This is a genomic window from Salinivibrio sp. PR6, from assembly GCF_001995955.1.
GTDB lineage: Bacteria > Pseudomonadota > Gammaproteobacteria > Enterobacterales > Vibrionaceae > Salinivibrio > Salinivibrio siamensis.
Genome location: NZ_MUFA01000010.1, coordinates 1 through 13,878 on the forward strand (window position 1 = coordinate 1; position 13,878 = coordinate 13,878).

Annotated in this window: 16 protein-coding genes and 2 pseudogenes; 5 read left to right on the forward strand and 13 right to left on the reverse strand. The window is 48.1% G+C overall.

Annotation, left to right across the window (positions count from 1 at the left end):
- Positions 1 to 132: 132 nt before the first annotated feature.
- The 3 genes from BZG72_RS09895 (at position 133) to BZG72_RS09905 (ending at position 2,654) form a co-directional block, all read left to right on the forward strand.
- Positions 133 to 396, forward strand: coding sequence for a helix-turn-helix domain-containing protein (locus BZG72_RS09895; RefSeq protein WP_051503382.1), 264 nt, complete (start codon positions 133 to 135; stop codon positions 394 to 396).
- A gap of 12 nt (positions 397 to 408) precedes the next feature.
- Positions 409 to 1,656 (forward strand): type II toxin-antitoxin system HipA family toxin, encoded by a 1,248-nt coding sequence (locus BZG72_RS09900; protein WP_077666692.1) that lies wholly within the window; start codon positions 409 to 411, stop codon positions 1,654 to 1,656.
- A gap of 98 nt (positions 1,657 to 1,754) precedes the next feature.
- Entirely contained in the window at positions 1,755 to 2,654 is a 900-nt protein-coding gene (locus tag BZG72_RS09905) for a LysR family transcriptional regulator (RefSeq protein ID WP_077666693.1), read from the forward strand.
- A gap of 139 nt (positions 2,655 to 2,793) precedes the next feature.
- On the opposite strand, the gene BZG72_RS09910 is transcribed toward BZG72_RS09905, so the two are convergent.
- Positions 2,794 to 3,081, reverse strand: coding sequence for a type II toxin-antitoxin system RelE/ParE family toxin (locus BZG72_RS09910; protein WP_077666694.1), 288 nt, complete (start codon positions 3,079 to 3,081; stop codon positions 2,794 to 2,796).
- The gene (locus BZG72_RS09915; protein WP_021024253.1) at positions 3,078 to 3,359 is read right to left on the reverse strand and encodes a type II toxin-antitoxin system Phd/YefM family antitoxin; all 282 of its coding nucleotides are present in this window, start codon (positions 3,357 to 3,359) and stop codon (positions 3,078 to 3,080) included. The genes BZG72_RS09910 and BZG72_RS09915 overlap by 4 nt, the downstream gene beginning before the upstream one ends.
- Positions 3,360 to 3,962: 603 nt before the next feature.
- Between BZG72_RS09915 and BZG72_RS16110 the strand changes: the two are divergent.
- A pseudogene (locus BZG72_RS16110) lies at positions 3,963 to 4,085 on the forward strand (ISAs1 family transposase); the annotation flags it as partial.
- Between the two features lie 299 nt (positions 4,086 to 4,384).
- Positions 4,385 to 4,678: pseudogene (locus tag BZG72_RS09920) on the forward strand (transposase); the annotation flags it as partial.
- Positions 4,679 to 5,133: 455 nt separating this feature from the next.
- Here BZG72_RS09920 and BZG72_RS09925 read toward each other — a convergent pair.
- The 11 genes from BZG72_RS09925 to BZG72_RS09975 all read right to left on the reverse strand — a co-directional run bounded on the left by BZG72_RS09925 (position 5,134) and on the right by BZG72_RS09975 (position 13,774).
- Complete coding sequence (locus BZG72_RS09925; RefSeq protein WP_077666695.1) at positions 5,134 to 6,108, reverse strand: hypothetical protein; 975 nt, start codon at positions 6,106 to 6,108, stop codon at positions 5,134 to 5,136.
- Positions 6,109 to 6,179: 71 nt separating this feature from the next.
- On the reverse strand, positions 6,180 to 6,896 hold the full coding sequence (locus BZG72_RS09930; RefSeq protein ID WP_077666696.1) for an SDR family NAD(P)-dependent oxidoreductase: 717 nt from the start codon (positions 6,894 to 6,896) through the stop codon (positions 6,180 to 6,182).
- Positions 6,897 to 7,493: 597 nt separating this feature from the next.
- On the reverse strand, positions 7,494 to 7,793 hold the full coding sequence (locus tag BZG72_RS09935) for a type II toxin-antitoxin system RelE/ParE family toxin (protein WP_077666697.1): 300 nt from the start codon (positions 7,791 to 7,793) through the stop codon (positions 7,494 to 7,496).
- The gene (locus BZG72_RS09940) at positions 7,790 to 8,032 is read right to left on the reverse strand and encodes a type II toxin-antitoxin system ParD family antitoxin (protein ID WP_077461389.1); all 243 of its coding nucleotides are present in this window, start codon (positions 8,030 to 8,032) and stop codon (positions 7,790 to 7,792) included. The genes BZG72_RS09935 and BZG72_RS09940 overlap by 4 nt, the downstream gene beginning before the upstream one ends.
- Before the next feature lie 163 nt (positions 8,033 to 8,195).
- A complete protein-coding gene (locus BZG72_RS09945) occupies positions 8,196 to 9,077 on the reverse strand; it encodes a metal ABC transporter permease (protein WP_077666698.1) in 882 nt (293 codons plus the stop codon).
- Positions 9,074 to 9,919 (reverse strand): metal ABC transporter permease, encoded by an 846-nt coding sequence (locus tag BZG72_RS09950; RefSeq protein WP_077480460.1) that lies wholly within the window; start codon positions 9,917 to 9,919, stop codon positions 9,074 to 9,076. Before BZG72_RS09950 ends, BZG72_RS09945 begins: the two co-directional genes overlap by 4 nt.
- Entirely contained in the window at positions 9,916 to 10,797 is an 882-nt protein-coding gene (locus tag BZG72_RS09955; protein ID WP_077666699.1) for an ATP-binding cassette domain-containing protein, read from the reverse strand. The genes BZG72_RS09950 and BZG72_RS09955 overlap by 4 nt, the downstream gene beginning before the upstream one ends.
- The gene (locus tag BZG72_RS09960) at positions 10,784 to 11,686 is read right to left on the reverse strand and encodes a metal ABC transporter substrate-binding protein (RefSeq protein WP_077666700.1); all 903 of its coding nucleotides are present in this window, start codon (positions 11,684 to 11,686) and stop codon (positions 10,784 to 10,786) included. Before BZG72_RS09960 ends, BZG72_RS09955 begins: the two co-directional genes overlap by 14 nt.
- A gap of 172 nt (positions 11,687 to 11,858) precedes the next feature.
- On the reverse strand, positions 11,859 to 12,566 hold the full coding sequence (locus BZG72_RS09965) for an HAD family hydrolase (RefSeq protein ID WP_158075464.1): 708 nt from the start codon (positions 12,564 to 12,566) through the stop codon (positions 11,859 to 11,861).
- A gap of 102 nt (positions 12,567 to 12,668) precedes the next feature.
- Positions 12,669 to 13,238, reverse strand: a complete 570-nt coding sequence (locus BZG72_RS09970) for a YceI family protein (RefSeq protein WP_046075932.1) — start codon at positions 13,236 to 13,238, stop codon at positions 12,669 to 12,671.
- Positions 13,235 to 13,774 carry a cytochrome b gene (locus BZG72_RS09975; RefSeq protein ID WP_046075931.1) on the reverse strand — a complete coding sequence of 180 codons (540 nt, stop codon included), beginning with the start codon at positions 13,772 to 13,774 and terminating at the stop codon, positions 13,235 to 13,237. Before BZG72_RS09975 ends, BZG72_RS09970 begins: the two co-directional genes overlap by 4 nt.
- Positions 13,775 to 13,878 lie beyond the last annotated feature (104 nt).

Genomic DNA, 13,878 nt, shown 5'->3' on the forward strand with positions numbered 1-13,878 from the left:
TTTATATACTGAGTTTTTATCTAGTTTTAATTTCATTTATATACTGAGTTTTTATCTAGTTTTAATTTCATTATGGTGAAGTGTGATAAGGAATCGCCGCCCAAGCGCGGTGCCACCGTGTTCCCGCGGCAGATGAAAATATTGCATCAATTGGGTGAAAACATCTTATTGGCGATGAAACGTCGAGGGATCAGTCAAGATAGAATGCATCAGCGCACAGGGATCTCGAAACCAACGCTACGAAAAATCACAAAAGGTGATCCGACAGTGTCGTTAGGCCATTATGTTAATGTGCTCGCCGTACTAGGTTTGTTAGACGATCTAGGTAAAGTCGCGCTCGATGATGAACTTGGTAGGAAACTGCAAGATATCGAGTTGTTGAAAACGAGACGATAGGGCATCAAACGAATGGAAATCTTTGTCTACGCCGATTGGATTGAAACTGAGCCGCCCTTGTTTATTGGGACACTGAGAGCATCGCGAATCCGTGGTAAAGAGCATTTCAGCTTTTGCTATGACAAGACCTGGCTTAAATCTAAGTATGCTTCTCAAATCGACCCTTGCCTTCATCTATATAGTGGCGAGCAGCACGCTGAAGACGACAAAAACTTCAAGATATTCTTGGATTCTTGCCCTGATCGATGGGGGCGCTTGCTGATGCAACGTCGAGAGGCTGTTATAGCCCGCATTGAGGGACGTAGAGCGAGCACATTATACGAAACCGATTATCTCCTCGGTGTTCATGACTCTTTTAGAATGGGCGCTTTAAGATTTTGCACCGAGCATGGTGGCAATTTTCTTGACGACAATGACGATCTGGCGACTCCAGCTATGACTTCACTCGCGGAGCTAGAATGTGCAGCGCAAGGCATCGAGGACAAACCCGACTTTGATAATCCTGACTACCTTAAATGGTTGAATATGCTTATCTCGCCAGGGTCATCGTTGGGCGGAGCTAGGCCGAAAGCTTCTGTAAGAGATGTCGATGGTACTTTATGGCTGGCAAAGTTTCCAAGTCGGTATGACGATTATGATATTGGCCTGTGGGAATACTTGGTGTACCAAATGGCCTTGGACTCTGGGATCAATATGGCTGAATGTAAAGTGCAGGCCATTGGTTCAGACCACCATATTTTCCTGACTAAGCGATTTGATCGTACCGATGACGGCAGGAGACTGCAATTTACGTCAGCAATGACACAGCTTGAATATTTCGATGGCAATGATGATGGAGCGAGCTACCTAGAGTTAGCGGAATTTCTTATCCAGAATGGTTCTAATACGCGGGCGGACTTGGCACAGCTTTGGAGACGTATGCTGTTTAATATCATGGTTGCCAATAGTGACGATCACCTACGTAATCATGGCTTTATTTTTGACATGACAGGTTGGCGACTGTCACCCGCCTACGACATCAATTCAACACAACATGCCCACGGTCTGCACTTAAATATTGACGACAAAGATAATGCTTTAGATATTGACCTAGCGTTTGAGGTGGCAGAGTACTTTCAACTTGATGTGAAAACAGCTGACAAAATTTATCGTCAAGTCGCCCAGGCCGTGTCTAAATGGGAGCGCTTGGCAAAAGGAGCAGGTATCAAACGCGGTGAGCGAGACTTAATGAGAGACTGCTTCATGCTACCGAAAGTGTAACCTAGTGACGCATGGTAACAAGTGCCAGTTCCTCTGCTTTTTTCGCCATCAACTATGCCAAAATGGCATGGTTAACGATTAGCTTTTAAGGGCCGTTTATGGATATTCGTGCGTTGCGCTATTTTATTGCCTTGGTGGAAAAGCAGAGCTTTACTGCCGCCTCGGCGTCGTTGCATGTGACGCAACCGACAATCAGTAAAATGGTGCGTAACCTTGAGCAAGATGTGGGTCAGCCGTTGTTGCACCGAGAGGGAAGGCGATTTTGGTTAACTGATGCTGGTGAGGTGGTGTATCAGCGCGCGCAGAGCATTATTGCTGAGTTCGAGCAGCTAAATACTGAGCTCGACGATCTCAACCAACTGGCGCGCGGCCAACTCAGGTTGGGGATGCCACCGATGATAGGGCCGCTGTATGCCAACGTGTTGCGTGAGTACCGACAACGCTACCCAAACGTGGCGCTCAGTATTGTCGAATACGGCGGGCGGCGCACCGAACAAGCGCTGATCAATGGTGAGATTGATGTGGCAATCACCATGCTCACCGACACTCAGCCTGAGTGCTTGCAAAGCTTACCCTTACAAACTCACCCCATTTATGCAGTGCTGCCCAACCAAGCCGTGTGGCGCGCGCAAAAAAGCCTGACGTGGCAGGCTGTTAAAGACGAGCCGTTTTATCTGTATAGCGCTGAATTTACTCTAAGCGATCGGATTATTGCCCGCTGTGAAGAGCATGGCTATCAGCCGACTATTGCCGCGCGTAGCAGTCAGTGGGACTTTTTAGCCGCCTTGGTGAAAAGTGGTGCTGGGGTGGCGTTTTTACCCGCGCCTCTATGCCAGCGCCTCAGCGCCAGCTTGGAAGACAGTGAGTTATTGCTAGTGAAAACGATAAGCCCGGCGATTGAATGGCAACTCGGCTTAGTCTGGCACGGCGAGCGCTATGTCTCACGCACCGCCGAAGCTTGGATGCAGTTGTGTCAGTCGACAGAGGTGCATCGATAGGCTCAGCGCTTTGATCTACAATGCCTTGTAGTACGCAATATGGTGGTGATCTTAAATTCGATGCTTAGAGACGACGTGATGTGGGATGAAAAATTCGCTAAAATTTAGTGATTGAAGACATACTCGTTATAACACAGTTTTACACGTCATCTTCCGACAACATTTGACGACAATTACGAACTGTTAGTACGCGGATCTCATGGCTTAAGCTATAGATAATACGATAGTGACCAAAAATTATTTCACGATAGTTAGTATTGGGCAGTTCAGGAACAAAGCGCCCCATTTCAGGCATACTTCCAAGTAGTTCAGTTTTGTCAAAAACTTCGTTTACCCAGTTTTCTGCCGCAGATGGATTATCCAAAGATATAAATTCCGCTGCATCGCCTAATTTCTGAAGCGCTAATGGAGACCAAACTACTTTCATTTCTTAATGCGCCCCAGTACTTGAGCACGAGCATCATCATTTGAAACACCAAGGCCTGAAGCTAATTGAGCTTCAGCTGTACGCATTTCTTCCAGTAACTCGATCTTCTCTTGCATTGCTTCATACTCTGCAACATCGAGAACAACAGCTACGCCTTTGCCATGCTGTGTGATGACCAATGGACGGCGAGTCTCATTGATTTGTTTGATGTAAGAAGCCACACCTGCACGAAATTCAGATAACGGCTGAATATCTTGATCGAAATGAATACGACTCATATTGAACCTCAAGTTGTACAAAGTAACGTACGAACTATAGTTCAATTAACCGTTTTGAGCAAGGAGTTGGGGTTGATTCTGTGTTAATGGGCATTGGCTATGACCGCATTTGTACGATAATCGTAATGGCTACCCCACCTGCACCAATACCAAATAAAAACAGCCTGCTACCAAAACAAACGCCACGATAAGATTCCCAACGCTTTGGTTTCTTGACGGTCACAGGAACTTACTGGCTCATTTTTGTAGCGGCAACGTGCAATTTGCGTGGTAGCACGAAAATCCCGGAGGCGATTGATGGCACACCAAACAGCCAGACCAATTGAAGCAGCCAATAAGATCATTGCGCATGTTGCGATAATTAACTCGTTCCCACGCTCCTGCGTGGGAATGTATATGGATTTTGAATTATGGGCAGGATTCGCCAAAAGATCACCGAACTGCACTTGATCTCTGTTCTAACACTCGCGGACAGCGTCAATATCTTTAGCGAACAAGCCGGTTCAATACTCTAGGCGGCGTGATTTTACTCAGGTTATGGAACATTCAGTGTCTGAATGATAACTAGATATGCATTCCCACGCGGGAGCGTGGGAACGAGAAAACATGGTGCGGGCTGAGCCGACCAAGATCAGCTTGGTGGCCAAACAGAAGCGCTGTCTCATGAATCCCAGCTTCTTAGAAAAGGTTTTAGCCGCAGGTATACCGGCGATGGTTGAAAAATAAACACTCATGCGCTCGCCCTGAAGACTAATCGGTCTAAGACTAATTTTTTTACTTCTTCTTTTAACTCGTTCCCACGCTCCTGCGTGGGAATGTATATGGATTTTGAATCATGGGCAGGATTCGCCAAAAGATCACCGAACTGCACTTGATCTGTTCTAACATTCGCGGACAGCGTCAATATCTTTAGCGAACAAGCCGGTTCAATACTCTAGGCGGTGTGATTTTACTCAGGTTATGGAACATTCAGTGTCTGAATGATAACTAGATATGCATTCCCACGCGGGAGCGTGGGAACGAGAAAACAGTTCGCATCTTATTCGCGACTGATTAAATGCAAAGCCGAATCTGTGGGAAAACAATACGGGACCAATGGCAACAAAATCGGTAACGCACACCTTAAATGGGCGTTCTCTGAAGCGGCGGTGCTTTATCTTCGCGGCAATGAAAAGGCTAGGAAATACCTAAACTGATTACAAAGGCGAATGAGTAAAGCCAAAGCACTCTCTGCACTCGCCCACAACCTGGGGCGTTGCGTTTACTTCATGTTGAGGAACAAAACCGTGTTTGACGAACACAAGTTCTTACCCGAGTAAGTCGCACAATGGGGTGAGCTGAACATCTAACTGGTGCTGAGAAGGAGCACGCCGCTGACTGAGATCACTGGGCATTATGCCCCAATGGTCTGCTGTGCCAATGGTTGTCCAAGCCCCTTTGCTTTGATTAGCCGCCCCATTGTTGCGCATCCAAGCGAACAACAAAGTTGCTTACACCCAAACTGAGCCTGAAGATAACTGGAAAACAAACGTTTAGCCTTCTTTTTGAATAGCGCCTGCTTGGGTTAACCGAATAATGTCTAATGGCCCTGTCACATGATTGGCAGGCAGCGGTGAGACCGCGGTAAGAGATCTTCTATATGTGTTTGCCGTAAGCAATGACTTAATGGTGGAAATGACAGAACGAAGTAGACGACTTTGTTGTTCGAGAGCATTGGCTGCTGTCGCAGCCAAAAAATGCTATTGCCTATTGACCGGAGAAGGGCCCATATGTGTTATAAGCGACCCAACATTCGCTCGATCTGATTTTTTCTAATTTTGTAGTTTGTACCTTTCGATATCTCAGACTTTGTCATTGTTGAGTTTGGTCCAATTAATACAGAATCAACGACACTTGAAAACGGGATAGTCACATAACTTGAATGTTCTGTAAGCGTAAAACCTAATTTCTTATGTAATTCTTGCTTTCGTTTACTGTATTCACTAAAGAAAGCGTCTGCCAATGCATCAGAGTCTTTCGTATTAAACAAGCCCCACCGTGCTAACTGACTGCAAAAAAATAAGAACAGCGAAAAGTTGTCAGAAACTACGAAACGAAACTCTTTTTCTTTTTCGTACGGTTTTGGAGATTTGATAAAGTTTCTCCAGTACTCCAAGAAGAAAAACCAGATTGTAGTCGCCATATTATTTAACTTAGGATTAGCTGCCTGTATTGCAGGAAGTAACATCTCCAAAAACGAATTTAACCAAGCATCGTCGTATGATATGTAGCAGCACTTCAGATAATCTGGGAGTAATTCAAAGTCTTCAAGAGTCTCTTCTAAGTAGGCTATATATTTGGCTGTCGAGATACGAAGACATATCCCTTTGCCTGCGTTACCATAATTTTCCCATAAGTACTCATTACGACTTGTCGTAGTGTTAGATTGGATGAAAACGTGATCATTGGACAATGCAGAATTGACTACATTTGCAAAGTCGTGCTTTTCAAGAGTCTCATTATTCGTGATACAACCACTAATTCTGCTTTCGATATCTAACTTAACTTTCCGTTCTAATTGATCTTCAAAATTACTAATAGTGAACATACGAATTGTATCGGACTCGACCATGGAGTAAAAACTCTCAACCGACGTGTAATGATAGATATAATCGGGAAGCTCGATATTGAATCGATTATCAACGCCTTTTAGAAAACCAAAGAATAGGTTCCTAGCGCCGTTGAGTTGATCTTGCATTTCTTGATTCATACTTCCTCTGCTTATTTAACCACTTAAGCTTATAACGCTCCAATCACGCGCCTGTCGCGTGCATTGGCTTGTTAACTGATGACTTTAAGATAAAGTTTAAATGGCATGCACGATACAAGGAATCCAACAAGCCTCCATCTTTTCGTAATATAGACAATTCTTCTCCTTTTCTTAATTGCCTTGAATATTTGTCTTGCCGCTTTTTCAACTGGAGCCATCCAAAAAATACCTTCGCCTTTGGCCATAGCAGTGTCAACAAACCCTGGCCTGACATCTGTAACAACAATATTGTGACCTTCCATACGAGATCTACAAAGAACACCTTCCAAATAATTGGACATATAAGCTTTTGATGCATTATAAGATGGACACGGCCCACCTCTCAAAGCCATAATCGAAGATGTACCCACAATATGCCCTTCTTTTTTGTTAGCGAAGTAGTGGTATGCTACACTCGCCAAGGCGGTAAAACCCGCCACATTTACCGCCACTGCTTCAAGCTCACCAGAAAGAGGAAATGTTGGATCGACATTTCCAGTCCCTGAGTTGATTACGACAACGCTGACATCATCCATCTCTCTAAGCAATTCTTTAAATGCTTTCACGGCTTCAGAAATTTCAGCTAGATCCATGGTAGTCTTGAAGCATTCTCCAGGTAACTCTTCCTCAAGCGAATCCAATAGTTCAGACCTCCGACCTGTTATTCCAACAACATAGCCATAAACTGACATTTGCTTAGCGAGCTCACGCCCAATTCCTGAAGTAGCTCCAATTATGATAGCCTTCATTGAGTCCTCACTAAAAAGTTAACATTGCATTAGTGCGCATGCACGATTTCCCAAAACCGTTATCCGCACTCTTTTCTACCTAACTGGCTGTTACCAATAGAATTTCTCACCTCTAATGGATATTGCTCTTCCGCGAAAGTGTGCATGCCGCCTATCTCTACTCAGGAATTCACACTATCCCCAAGCGTGAATCTGTAAACACATGACTAATAAACTCTTTTTTTCATCCATTCAGAGATAGTGTGCATCTGTCATGGATAAACGCGCACGCTTTTGCGTTTATCTGGCCGATAAACAGGTTAACCACCCTGTATTTTGCCACGCTACCGCCAGTTAGTTGTCGGCATCTAACACGCCATAGAGTGGGCAGATTTGGGATTAGTCTATCAAGCGCTGTTTTGGTTTTCGTGCGCTATTGTCCAAAGTGTTAGATAAACCATGTTTTGTGAGGTGAGTACAATAAGTTGGCTAGAACACAAGGGGCGAGTCGGGTTGGTGGGGCGGTGCGCGATTAGAAAGAGGCTCTGTCTCGCGCACTGCTGAGGATGGGGTGTTGCTGTGTCCGTCGACAGAGACCGTATAAGTGACTACGGTGGACTAAACACCCAGTGCTGGATTCACATCCATGCTTTTATGCAAGATTCGAACGACTTTAATGTGATGATTACCCTTGGGTTGGTAAAAAACAATATGGCTGCCAAGAGGAAATTTACGATACTCTGATCGGATGTCATCACACGGTTTCCCCATGTCTGGGTTTTCAGCCAATAACCAAAAGGTGTCATCGAACTGTTTTATATATAGATTGCGTTGCTCTTTTCCCCAACGGCGCTGGGTAAACAACGCGATACTCCTTAAGTCCGTTTTGGCGGCGATAGTCAGCGTAAATGGCTTCATTGTGTGTCTTCGGCATCGATTTCGTGGATAAAGTTATCGATGTCGTACTCAGCATCGCCACTCTGTTCGCCCTCAACGAGAAGTTGACGCAGTGTATGCAGTTTTGTCTCTTGGTTTTCGAGTAAACGCAGTGCGGCGCGAACGACTTCACTTGTCGAGCTGTAACGCCCTGTTTCGATTTGGCTAGCGATAAAGCCATCGAAGTGTTCACCTAGGGTAATACTTGTATTCTTTGCCATGGTTAGAACTCGTTGATACCAATATATACCTAATTATGGTAGTTGGCGTGCGTGAAGGCAAGATGACGGCCATGGGCGATAAAACCTATGCGACGAGCAATGTGCGCGAGCTCTATCTTGCGCACTGCTCAGGTTGGGATGCGGTTGTGTCCATCGGTACCGATTAACGTGATTGCGCCGAATGGGTGGTGGATGGGCGCGTTGCTTTTGTTGCTTGTTGCGTCGGCTGCGGGCGTTGTTGGTTGCGGTGGATTTGATATTGCTGCCACGCAAAGGTCACCACAAAGCAGCCGGTGAGGAGCAATACAATGGTCGGGCCGGGTGCGCTGTCAAGGTAAAACGACAGAGTCACGCCGCCCACGGCGGTGACTAAGGCGATCGCACAGGCAATCCATAGCATGCGGCTAAATTGTTTGCTGAGCATAAAGGCGGTGACGCCCGGTGCAATCAACATCGCCACCACTAAGATAATCCCCACTGCGTGTAACCCCGCAACAATGGTAGCAATCATCACCGAGAGCAGAAGCCAGTGAAGCTTTTGTACGGGGAGCCCGAGCACGCTGGCTTGCGCCGGGTCGAACGATAGCAGCATTAAATCTCGCCCTTTAAGCAGCACGAGCGCGAGCACGACTAAGCCGGTGATGGCGGCGGTGAGCAGCTGTTGGTGGTTAATCCCCAATAGGTTGCCAAATAGAATATGGTCAAGGTGCAAATCAGACGGGAACTGGCCTTGCAAAATCAGCCCCAGCGCGAAAAAGCCAGAAAACACAATCCCCAGCAAGGTGTCTTCTTTCACACGGCTATTTTGTTTGAGCCAATGCACACTGGTGGCGCATGCGGAGCCGGCGGCAAAGGCGCCAACAATCAGCGGCAGGCCAAATAAGTTTGCCAACACCAATCCCGGCAGCACCGCGTGAGCCACCGCATCGCCAATTAACGACCAGCCTTTTAATACTAAATAGCAAGAAAGCAGCGCGCAGGGCAGCGCGACCAAGACGGACATCAGCAGTGCATCTTGCATAAAAGTCAGTTGATACGGATTCATTGCAGTGCCTCCTGACGTTTGGCGCGCCGCGCGAGTAAACCGTGTTTAGGGCCAAACACAAAGGCGGCTAGGAAGAGTCCCACTTGGGCCAGCACAATCAGTGCGCCGGCGTTAAGGTTGGCGAAATAGCTGATGTACACCCCAAATAGTGAGGTGAGTGTGCCGATGACACCACTCAATACCAACACGGGCCCGAAGCGATCACTCAATAAATAGGCGGTGGCGCCGGGAGCGATCACCAAGCAAATCACCAAAAAGGCACCGACACTTTTAAGTGCTGCCATGGTGCAAGCGCTGAGCAGCGCAAAAAACAGCACTTTAAGCCCCACCACGGGTAAACCAATGCAGCGGGCGTGGCTTTCATCAAAAAAGGTCAGCATAAAATCACGCCATTTCACCGCCAGTACGGTGAGGCTCACCAAGGCAATGACTAGCATTTGCACCGCATCGAGTGGGGCAATGGCGAGCAAATTACCCAGCATAATTTGTTGAATATCGACCGCGACGGGCGAAATGGAGACTAAAAAGAGCCCGAAGGCGAAAAAGCTCGAAAAAATTAAACCGATGATCGCATCTTGTTTGATGTGGCTGCGTTGATGCAAAAACAGCATCACGCTCGCGGCCATGCCGCCAGCAACAAAGGCGCCGAGCGAAAAGGGCAGGCCTAGCATATAAGCGCCGGCAACGCCCGGTACAATCGCATGGGAGAGGGCATCGCCCATCAGCGACCAGCCTTTGAGCATCAAAAAGGCGGAGAGCAAGCCGCACACGCCGCCAATCAAGGTGGTGACCAGCAATGCTTTTTGCATGTATTGATAGGCGAGGGGATCGAGTAAGCTCATTCGCGCCGCTCCTGCGCGCTTTGTTCGCGCTTGCCATACACCACCAAGGGCCGCTCGTCGTCGGAAATCACCGATAGCTCGCGCGGATCGGCGTCTTGGTGGAGCTGATCGCTAGGCATCACATACTGGCGCAGTTTGCCGCCAAAAATGGCACTGAGGTTCTCGGTGGTAAACACATGCTCAGTGCGTCCGCCAGCCACCACCGCGCGATTGACCAACACGGTGCGATCGCAAAAGTCGGGTACGGTACCGAGGTTATGGGTGGCAATCAAAATGGTTTTGCCTTCGTCTTTGAGCTCGAGCAGCAAACGCATAATTGACTCTTCACTGGTAACATCTACGCCAGTAAAGGGCTCATCCAGTAAAATCAGCGGGCTATGCTGAGCCAAGGCGCGGGCGAGAAAAACGCGTTTTTTCTGTCCGCCGGACAGTTCACCAATTTGCCGCTGGCGAAAGGCTGTCATACCCACGCGGGCTAAGGCCTCATCCACTGCCTGATGATCCTCCGCTTTGGGGCGACGCATAAATGACATCTTGCCGTAGCGGCCCATCATTACCACATCTTCCACTAACACCGGGAACGACCAATCGATCTCTTCGGATTGAGGGACATAAGCGACCAAGCCTGCTTTTTGCGCTTGCTTAATGGGGGTACCGTTGACCGCAATGCTGCCACTGCCGGGATTCACAAACCCCATGATCGCTTTAAACAAGGTGGATTTGCCGCTGCCATTGGCACCCACCAAGGCAGTGATGGTTTGCGCTGGCAGCGAGAAACTGGCGTGCTCAAGGGCACACAGGCCGTTTCGATAGACGACACGCACCTTGTTGACATCTAACACACTGGGCGTGTCGTCGGTTAAATCATAGTGCGTCATGGCGCAACCCCGCTAAGACGGTTTCTGTGGTAACTGTCAGTAAGGATAGATAGTCAGGCACGGGTCCGTCAGCTTGACTGAGCGAATCGACATATAAAATGCCGCCATAGTGCGCGTCGGTTTCCGCGGCGACTTGTTTAGCGGGCGCATCGGACACGGTACTTTCAGAGAAGACAGCACGCACTTGGTGCTCTCGTACGGTATCAATCAGCGAACGCACTTGTTGCGGTGTGCCCTGACGCTCAGCGTTGATCGGCCATAAATAGGCTTCGTTGAGGTTTAAATCACGCGCCAGATAAGAGAAAGCGCCTTCGCTGCTTACTAGCCAACGCTGGGATTCGGGGACAGCGGATAAGGCATCTTGCGCACGCGCGAACACGGCTTGAATTTGTGCCTTGTAGGCTTTGGCATTGGCTTGGTAGTGCGTTTGATTGGCAGGATCGTACTTAATCAGGGCTTGCTCGATATTATCAACGTATCGCATTGCATCAGAGGGCGACATCCACGCGTGCGGATTGGGTTTGCCGCGATACGGGCCCGAGGCAATCACAATCGGCTCCACTCCCTCAGATAAGATCACATTCGGCACTTTATCGATGTGCTGGAAAAAGCGTTCGAACCAACGCTCTAGGCCTAATCCGTTCCACATCACCACATCCGCACCTTGCGCACGCAGAATATCCCCCGGGGTGGGTTGGTAGTTGTGGATCTCAGCACCGGGTTTAGTAAGCGACACTACCTCGGCATGCTCGCCCGCTACGTTAGCGGCCATATCAGCGAGAATGGTAAAGCTGGTCACCACTTTTAACTTGTCCGCGTGTTTTAATTGGTCGGCGTGCGCCAGTGGAGAGAGCAAGAGCGCGACGATAATGATGATGTTCTTCTTCATAAGCCTTTATCTCTTTAACGATGCGTGTGACTACGGCGCGGTGCCGCCAGCCGATCATAAGTTAAAGATAACGGTTATGATAATCATTCTCAAGTAAGTGTTGTTAAAAAGGACGCCGATAGCGCCCGTGAGAGATTGCATTTGTGTATTTGCACGTAAGGTACATGACAGATTAATCGCGAATGGTATCGTGTCTCGCCCACTCCATGATGGTCCAATCTTTCTTTTGTGCGTGCAGACTTAGGTGTGGATCGGGGTTCACTGCAAACGCATTATCAACTTGTTCGAGAAGCGGCACATCCCAGTGCGAATCACTGTAGCCGTAGGTGTGGCCCACGGTGTCGTGGCGGTCAGAGAGCCATGCCTGCATATAGTCATGTTTACCACGAAAATCACGCACACAATGAGAAATACTGCCCGTATAAACACCGTTAATGGTTTCGAGCTCAATTGCGATCACAGTGTCGAGTTTGAGTAATGCGCCAATCGGTCTTGCTAAGTGTGCGGCGGTATTAGAAACCAGCACGCAGTGGTCGCCACGGTTGCGATGCCATTCAATGCGTTCTAACGCTTGCGGTACCACCACTGGGGCGACGAGCCTATCGATAAAGTCCGTGGCCCAACCATCGACCGTTTGGGTTGAGCGGCCTTTGAGTGGGGTAAGCTGAACGTGCATATATTGTTCAAGGTTAATTCGACCCTTTTTAAAGTCGATATAGGCTTGCTGCTCTTGAGCGACTCGATCACTCGACGCGTGCCCTTGTTGGTATAAATAATCCAGCCACGCTTGTTTGGTATCGGTGGCGATCAGGGTTTCGTCGAGATCAAAAAATGCGATGTTGATAGGTGCAGTCATAGCCAATTGCTGATTGTTTTTCATGCCGTCCATCCTAGACAACAACTATGACGATTGGGTTTCAGTTTGCGACAAAAAAAGCCTCGGACGATCCGAGGCTTAATCATGATATCGACTGAAGGCCGATTACTGACGGATACCTTCGACGTGAAGCTCCATATCAACATAGGTGGCAGGGCCCATGGTAGGAATACCGAAGTCTTCTAGCTCCAGGCGGGTGTTACCCATAAAGCCTGCGCGGTAGTTGCCCCATGGATCTTCACCGTGGCCAACCAGTTCTGCGTCGATTTCAATTGGCTTAGTTTGGCCATGCAAGGTGAGATCGCCTGCGATGGTCATCGAGCCGTCACCGTTGTCGGTTACCTTGGTGCTTTCAAAGGATGCTTGGCCATATTCGCCCACATCCAGGAAATCACCGCTACGAATGTGCTTATCACGCTCGGCGTGGTTAGAATCGACACTGGTTGTATCAATAGTGACAGAGACACTGGATGCGCCAATGTTGTCTGGGTCGAATTCAAACTGGCCGTCGAACTGATTAAAGCGACCTTTGATAAAGCTGTAACCTAGGTGTGGCACTTTGAAGTTGACCGAGGCGTGTGCGCCCTTGGTGTCAATCATATAAGTGTCTGCGAGTGCAGGCCCAGATAAGAGTGTCGCGGCGCTCATTCCCATGGCTAACATGAGTTTTTTCATTTCGAGTTTCCTCCGATCATCTTCCGTAACGTATTGTCTTTATCAATAAAGTGGTGTTTAAGTGCCATGACTGCATGGCCAGCGGCCAATACAATCAAGGTAATGGCAACGTAGTAGTGTACATCCCCAGCAATATCTGACTGGTTGGGGAAAAGCTCACCGGCGCTTGGCACGGTAAACCAAGTGAAGACATCTATCCCTCGCCCATCTGATGTTGAGATCAGATAACCGGAGACAAACAAAGTGATTAGCAACAGATAGATTGTATGATGCCCAGCCGTTGCCGCTTTACGCTCCCACGCTTTGCCCTCGACAGCAGGCATGGTGTGTGTCGCTTTCCACACGAGCCTAAACAAGGTGGCAAGGGCGAGCAATAACCCAATGGATTTGTGCCAATGCGGCGCCGTCTGATACCAGCTGCTGTAATAACTGAGATCGACCATCCAAAGCCCAACAGCGAAAAGACCAATGATCACAATGGTTGATAGCCAGTGTAGCGTACGCATTATCAGATCGTAGCCCGTTTTCGTTGTCATCGTTGCAGCTCCTATTCACTATGCCAACACAGTATATAGGGTGAATGGTAATTCAGAACCGTTTCCCCTTGAACAAGATGTTCGAATAATTCTAACGAACTCTT

Coding starts and splice junctions, on each gene's coding strand:
- BZG72_RS09900 (WP_077666692.1), top strand. CDS start 409: ATGGAAATCTTTGTCTACGCCGATTGGATTGAAACTGAGCCGCCCTTG.
- BZG72_RS09940 (WP_077461389.1), bottom strand. CDS start 8,032: ATGGCAAAGAATACAAGTATTACCCTAGGTGAACACTTCGATGGCTTT.
- BZG72_RS09905 (WP_077666693.1), top strand. CDS start 1,755: ATGGATATTCGTGCGTTGCGCTATTTTATTGCCTTGGTGGAAAAGCAG.
- BZG72_RS09960 (WP_077666700.1), bottom strand. CDS start 11,686: ATGAAGAAGAACATCATCATTATCGTCGCGCTCTTGCTCTCTCCACTG.
- BZG72_RS09975 (WP_046075931.1), bottom strand. CDS start 13,774: ATGACAACGAAAACGGGCTACGATCTGATAATGCGTACGCTACACTGG.
- BZG72_RS09910 (WP_077666694.1), bottom strand. CDS start 3,081: ATGAAAGTAGTTTGGTCTCCATTAGCGCTTCAGAAATTAGGCGATGCA.
- BZG72_RS09950 (WP_077480460.1), bottom strand. CDS start 9,919: ATGAGCTTACTCGATCCCCTCGCCTATCAATACATGCAAAAAGCATTG.
- BZG72_RS09955 (WP_077666699.1), bottom strand. CDS start 10,797: ATGACGCACTATGATTTAACCGACGACACGCCCAGTGTGTTAGATGTC.
- BZG72_RS09965 (WP_158075464.1), bottom strand. CDS start 12,566: ATGAAAAACAATCAGCAATTGGCTATGACTGCACCTATCAACATCGCA.
- BZG72_RS09930 (WP_077666696.1), bottom strand. CDS start 6,896: ATGAAGGCTATCATAATTGGAGCTACTTCAGGAATTGGGCGTGAGCTC.
- BZG72_RS09935 (WP_077666697.1), bottom strand. CDS start 7,793: ATGAAGCCATTTACGCTGACTATCGCCGCCAAAACGGACTTAAGGAGT.
- BZG72_RS09915 (WP_021024253.1), bottom strand. CDS start 3,359: ATGAGTCGTATTCATTTCGATCAAGATATTCAGCCGTTATCTGAATTT.
- BZG72_RS09895 (WP_051503382.1), top strand. CDS start 133: ATGAAAATATTGCATCAATTGGGTGAAAACATCTTATTGGCGATGAAA.
- BZG72_RS09925 (WP_077666695.1), bottom strand. CDS start 6,108: ATGAATCAAGAAATGCAAGATCAACTCAACGGCGCTAGGAACCTATTC.
- BZG72_RS09945 (WP_077666698.1), bottom strand. CDS start 9,077: ATGAATCCGTATCAACTGACTTTTATGCAAGATGCACTGCTGATGTCC.
- BZG72_RS09970 (WP_046075932.1), bottom strand. CDS start 13,238: ATGAAAAAACTCATGTTAGCCATGGGAATGAGCGCCGCGACACTCTTA.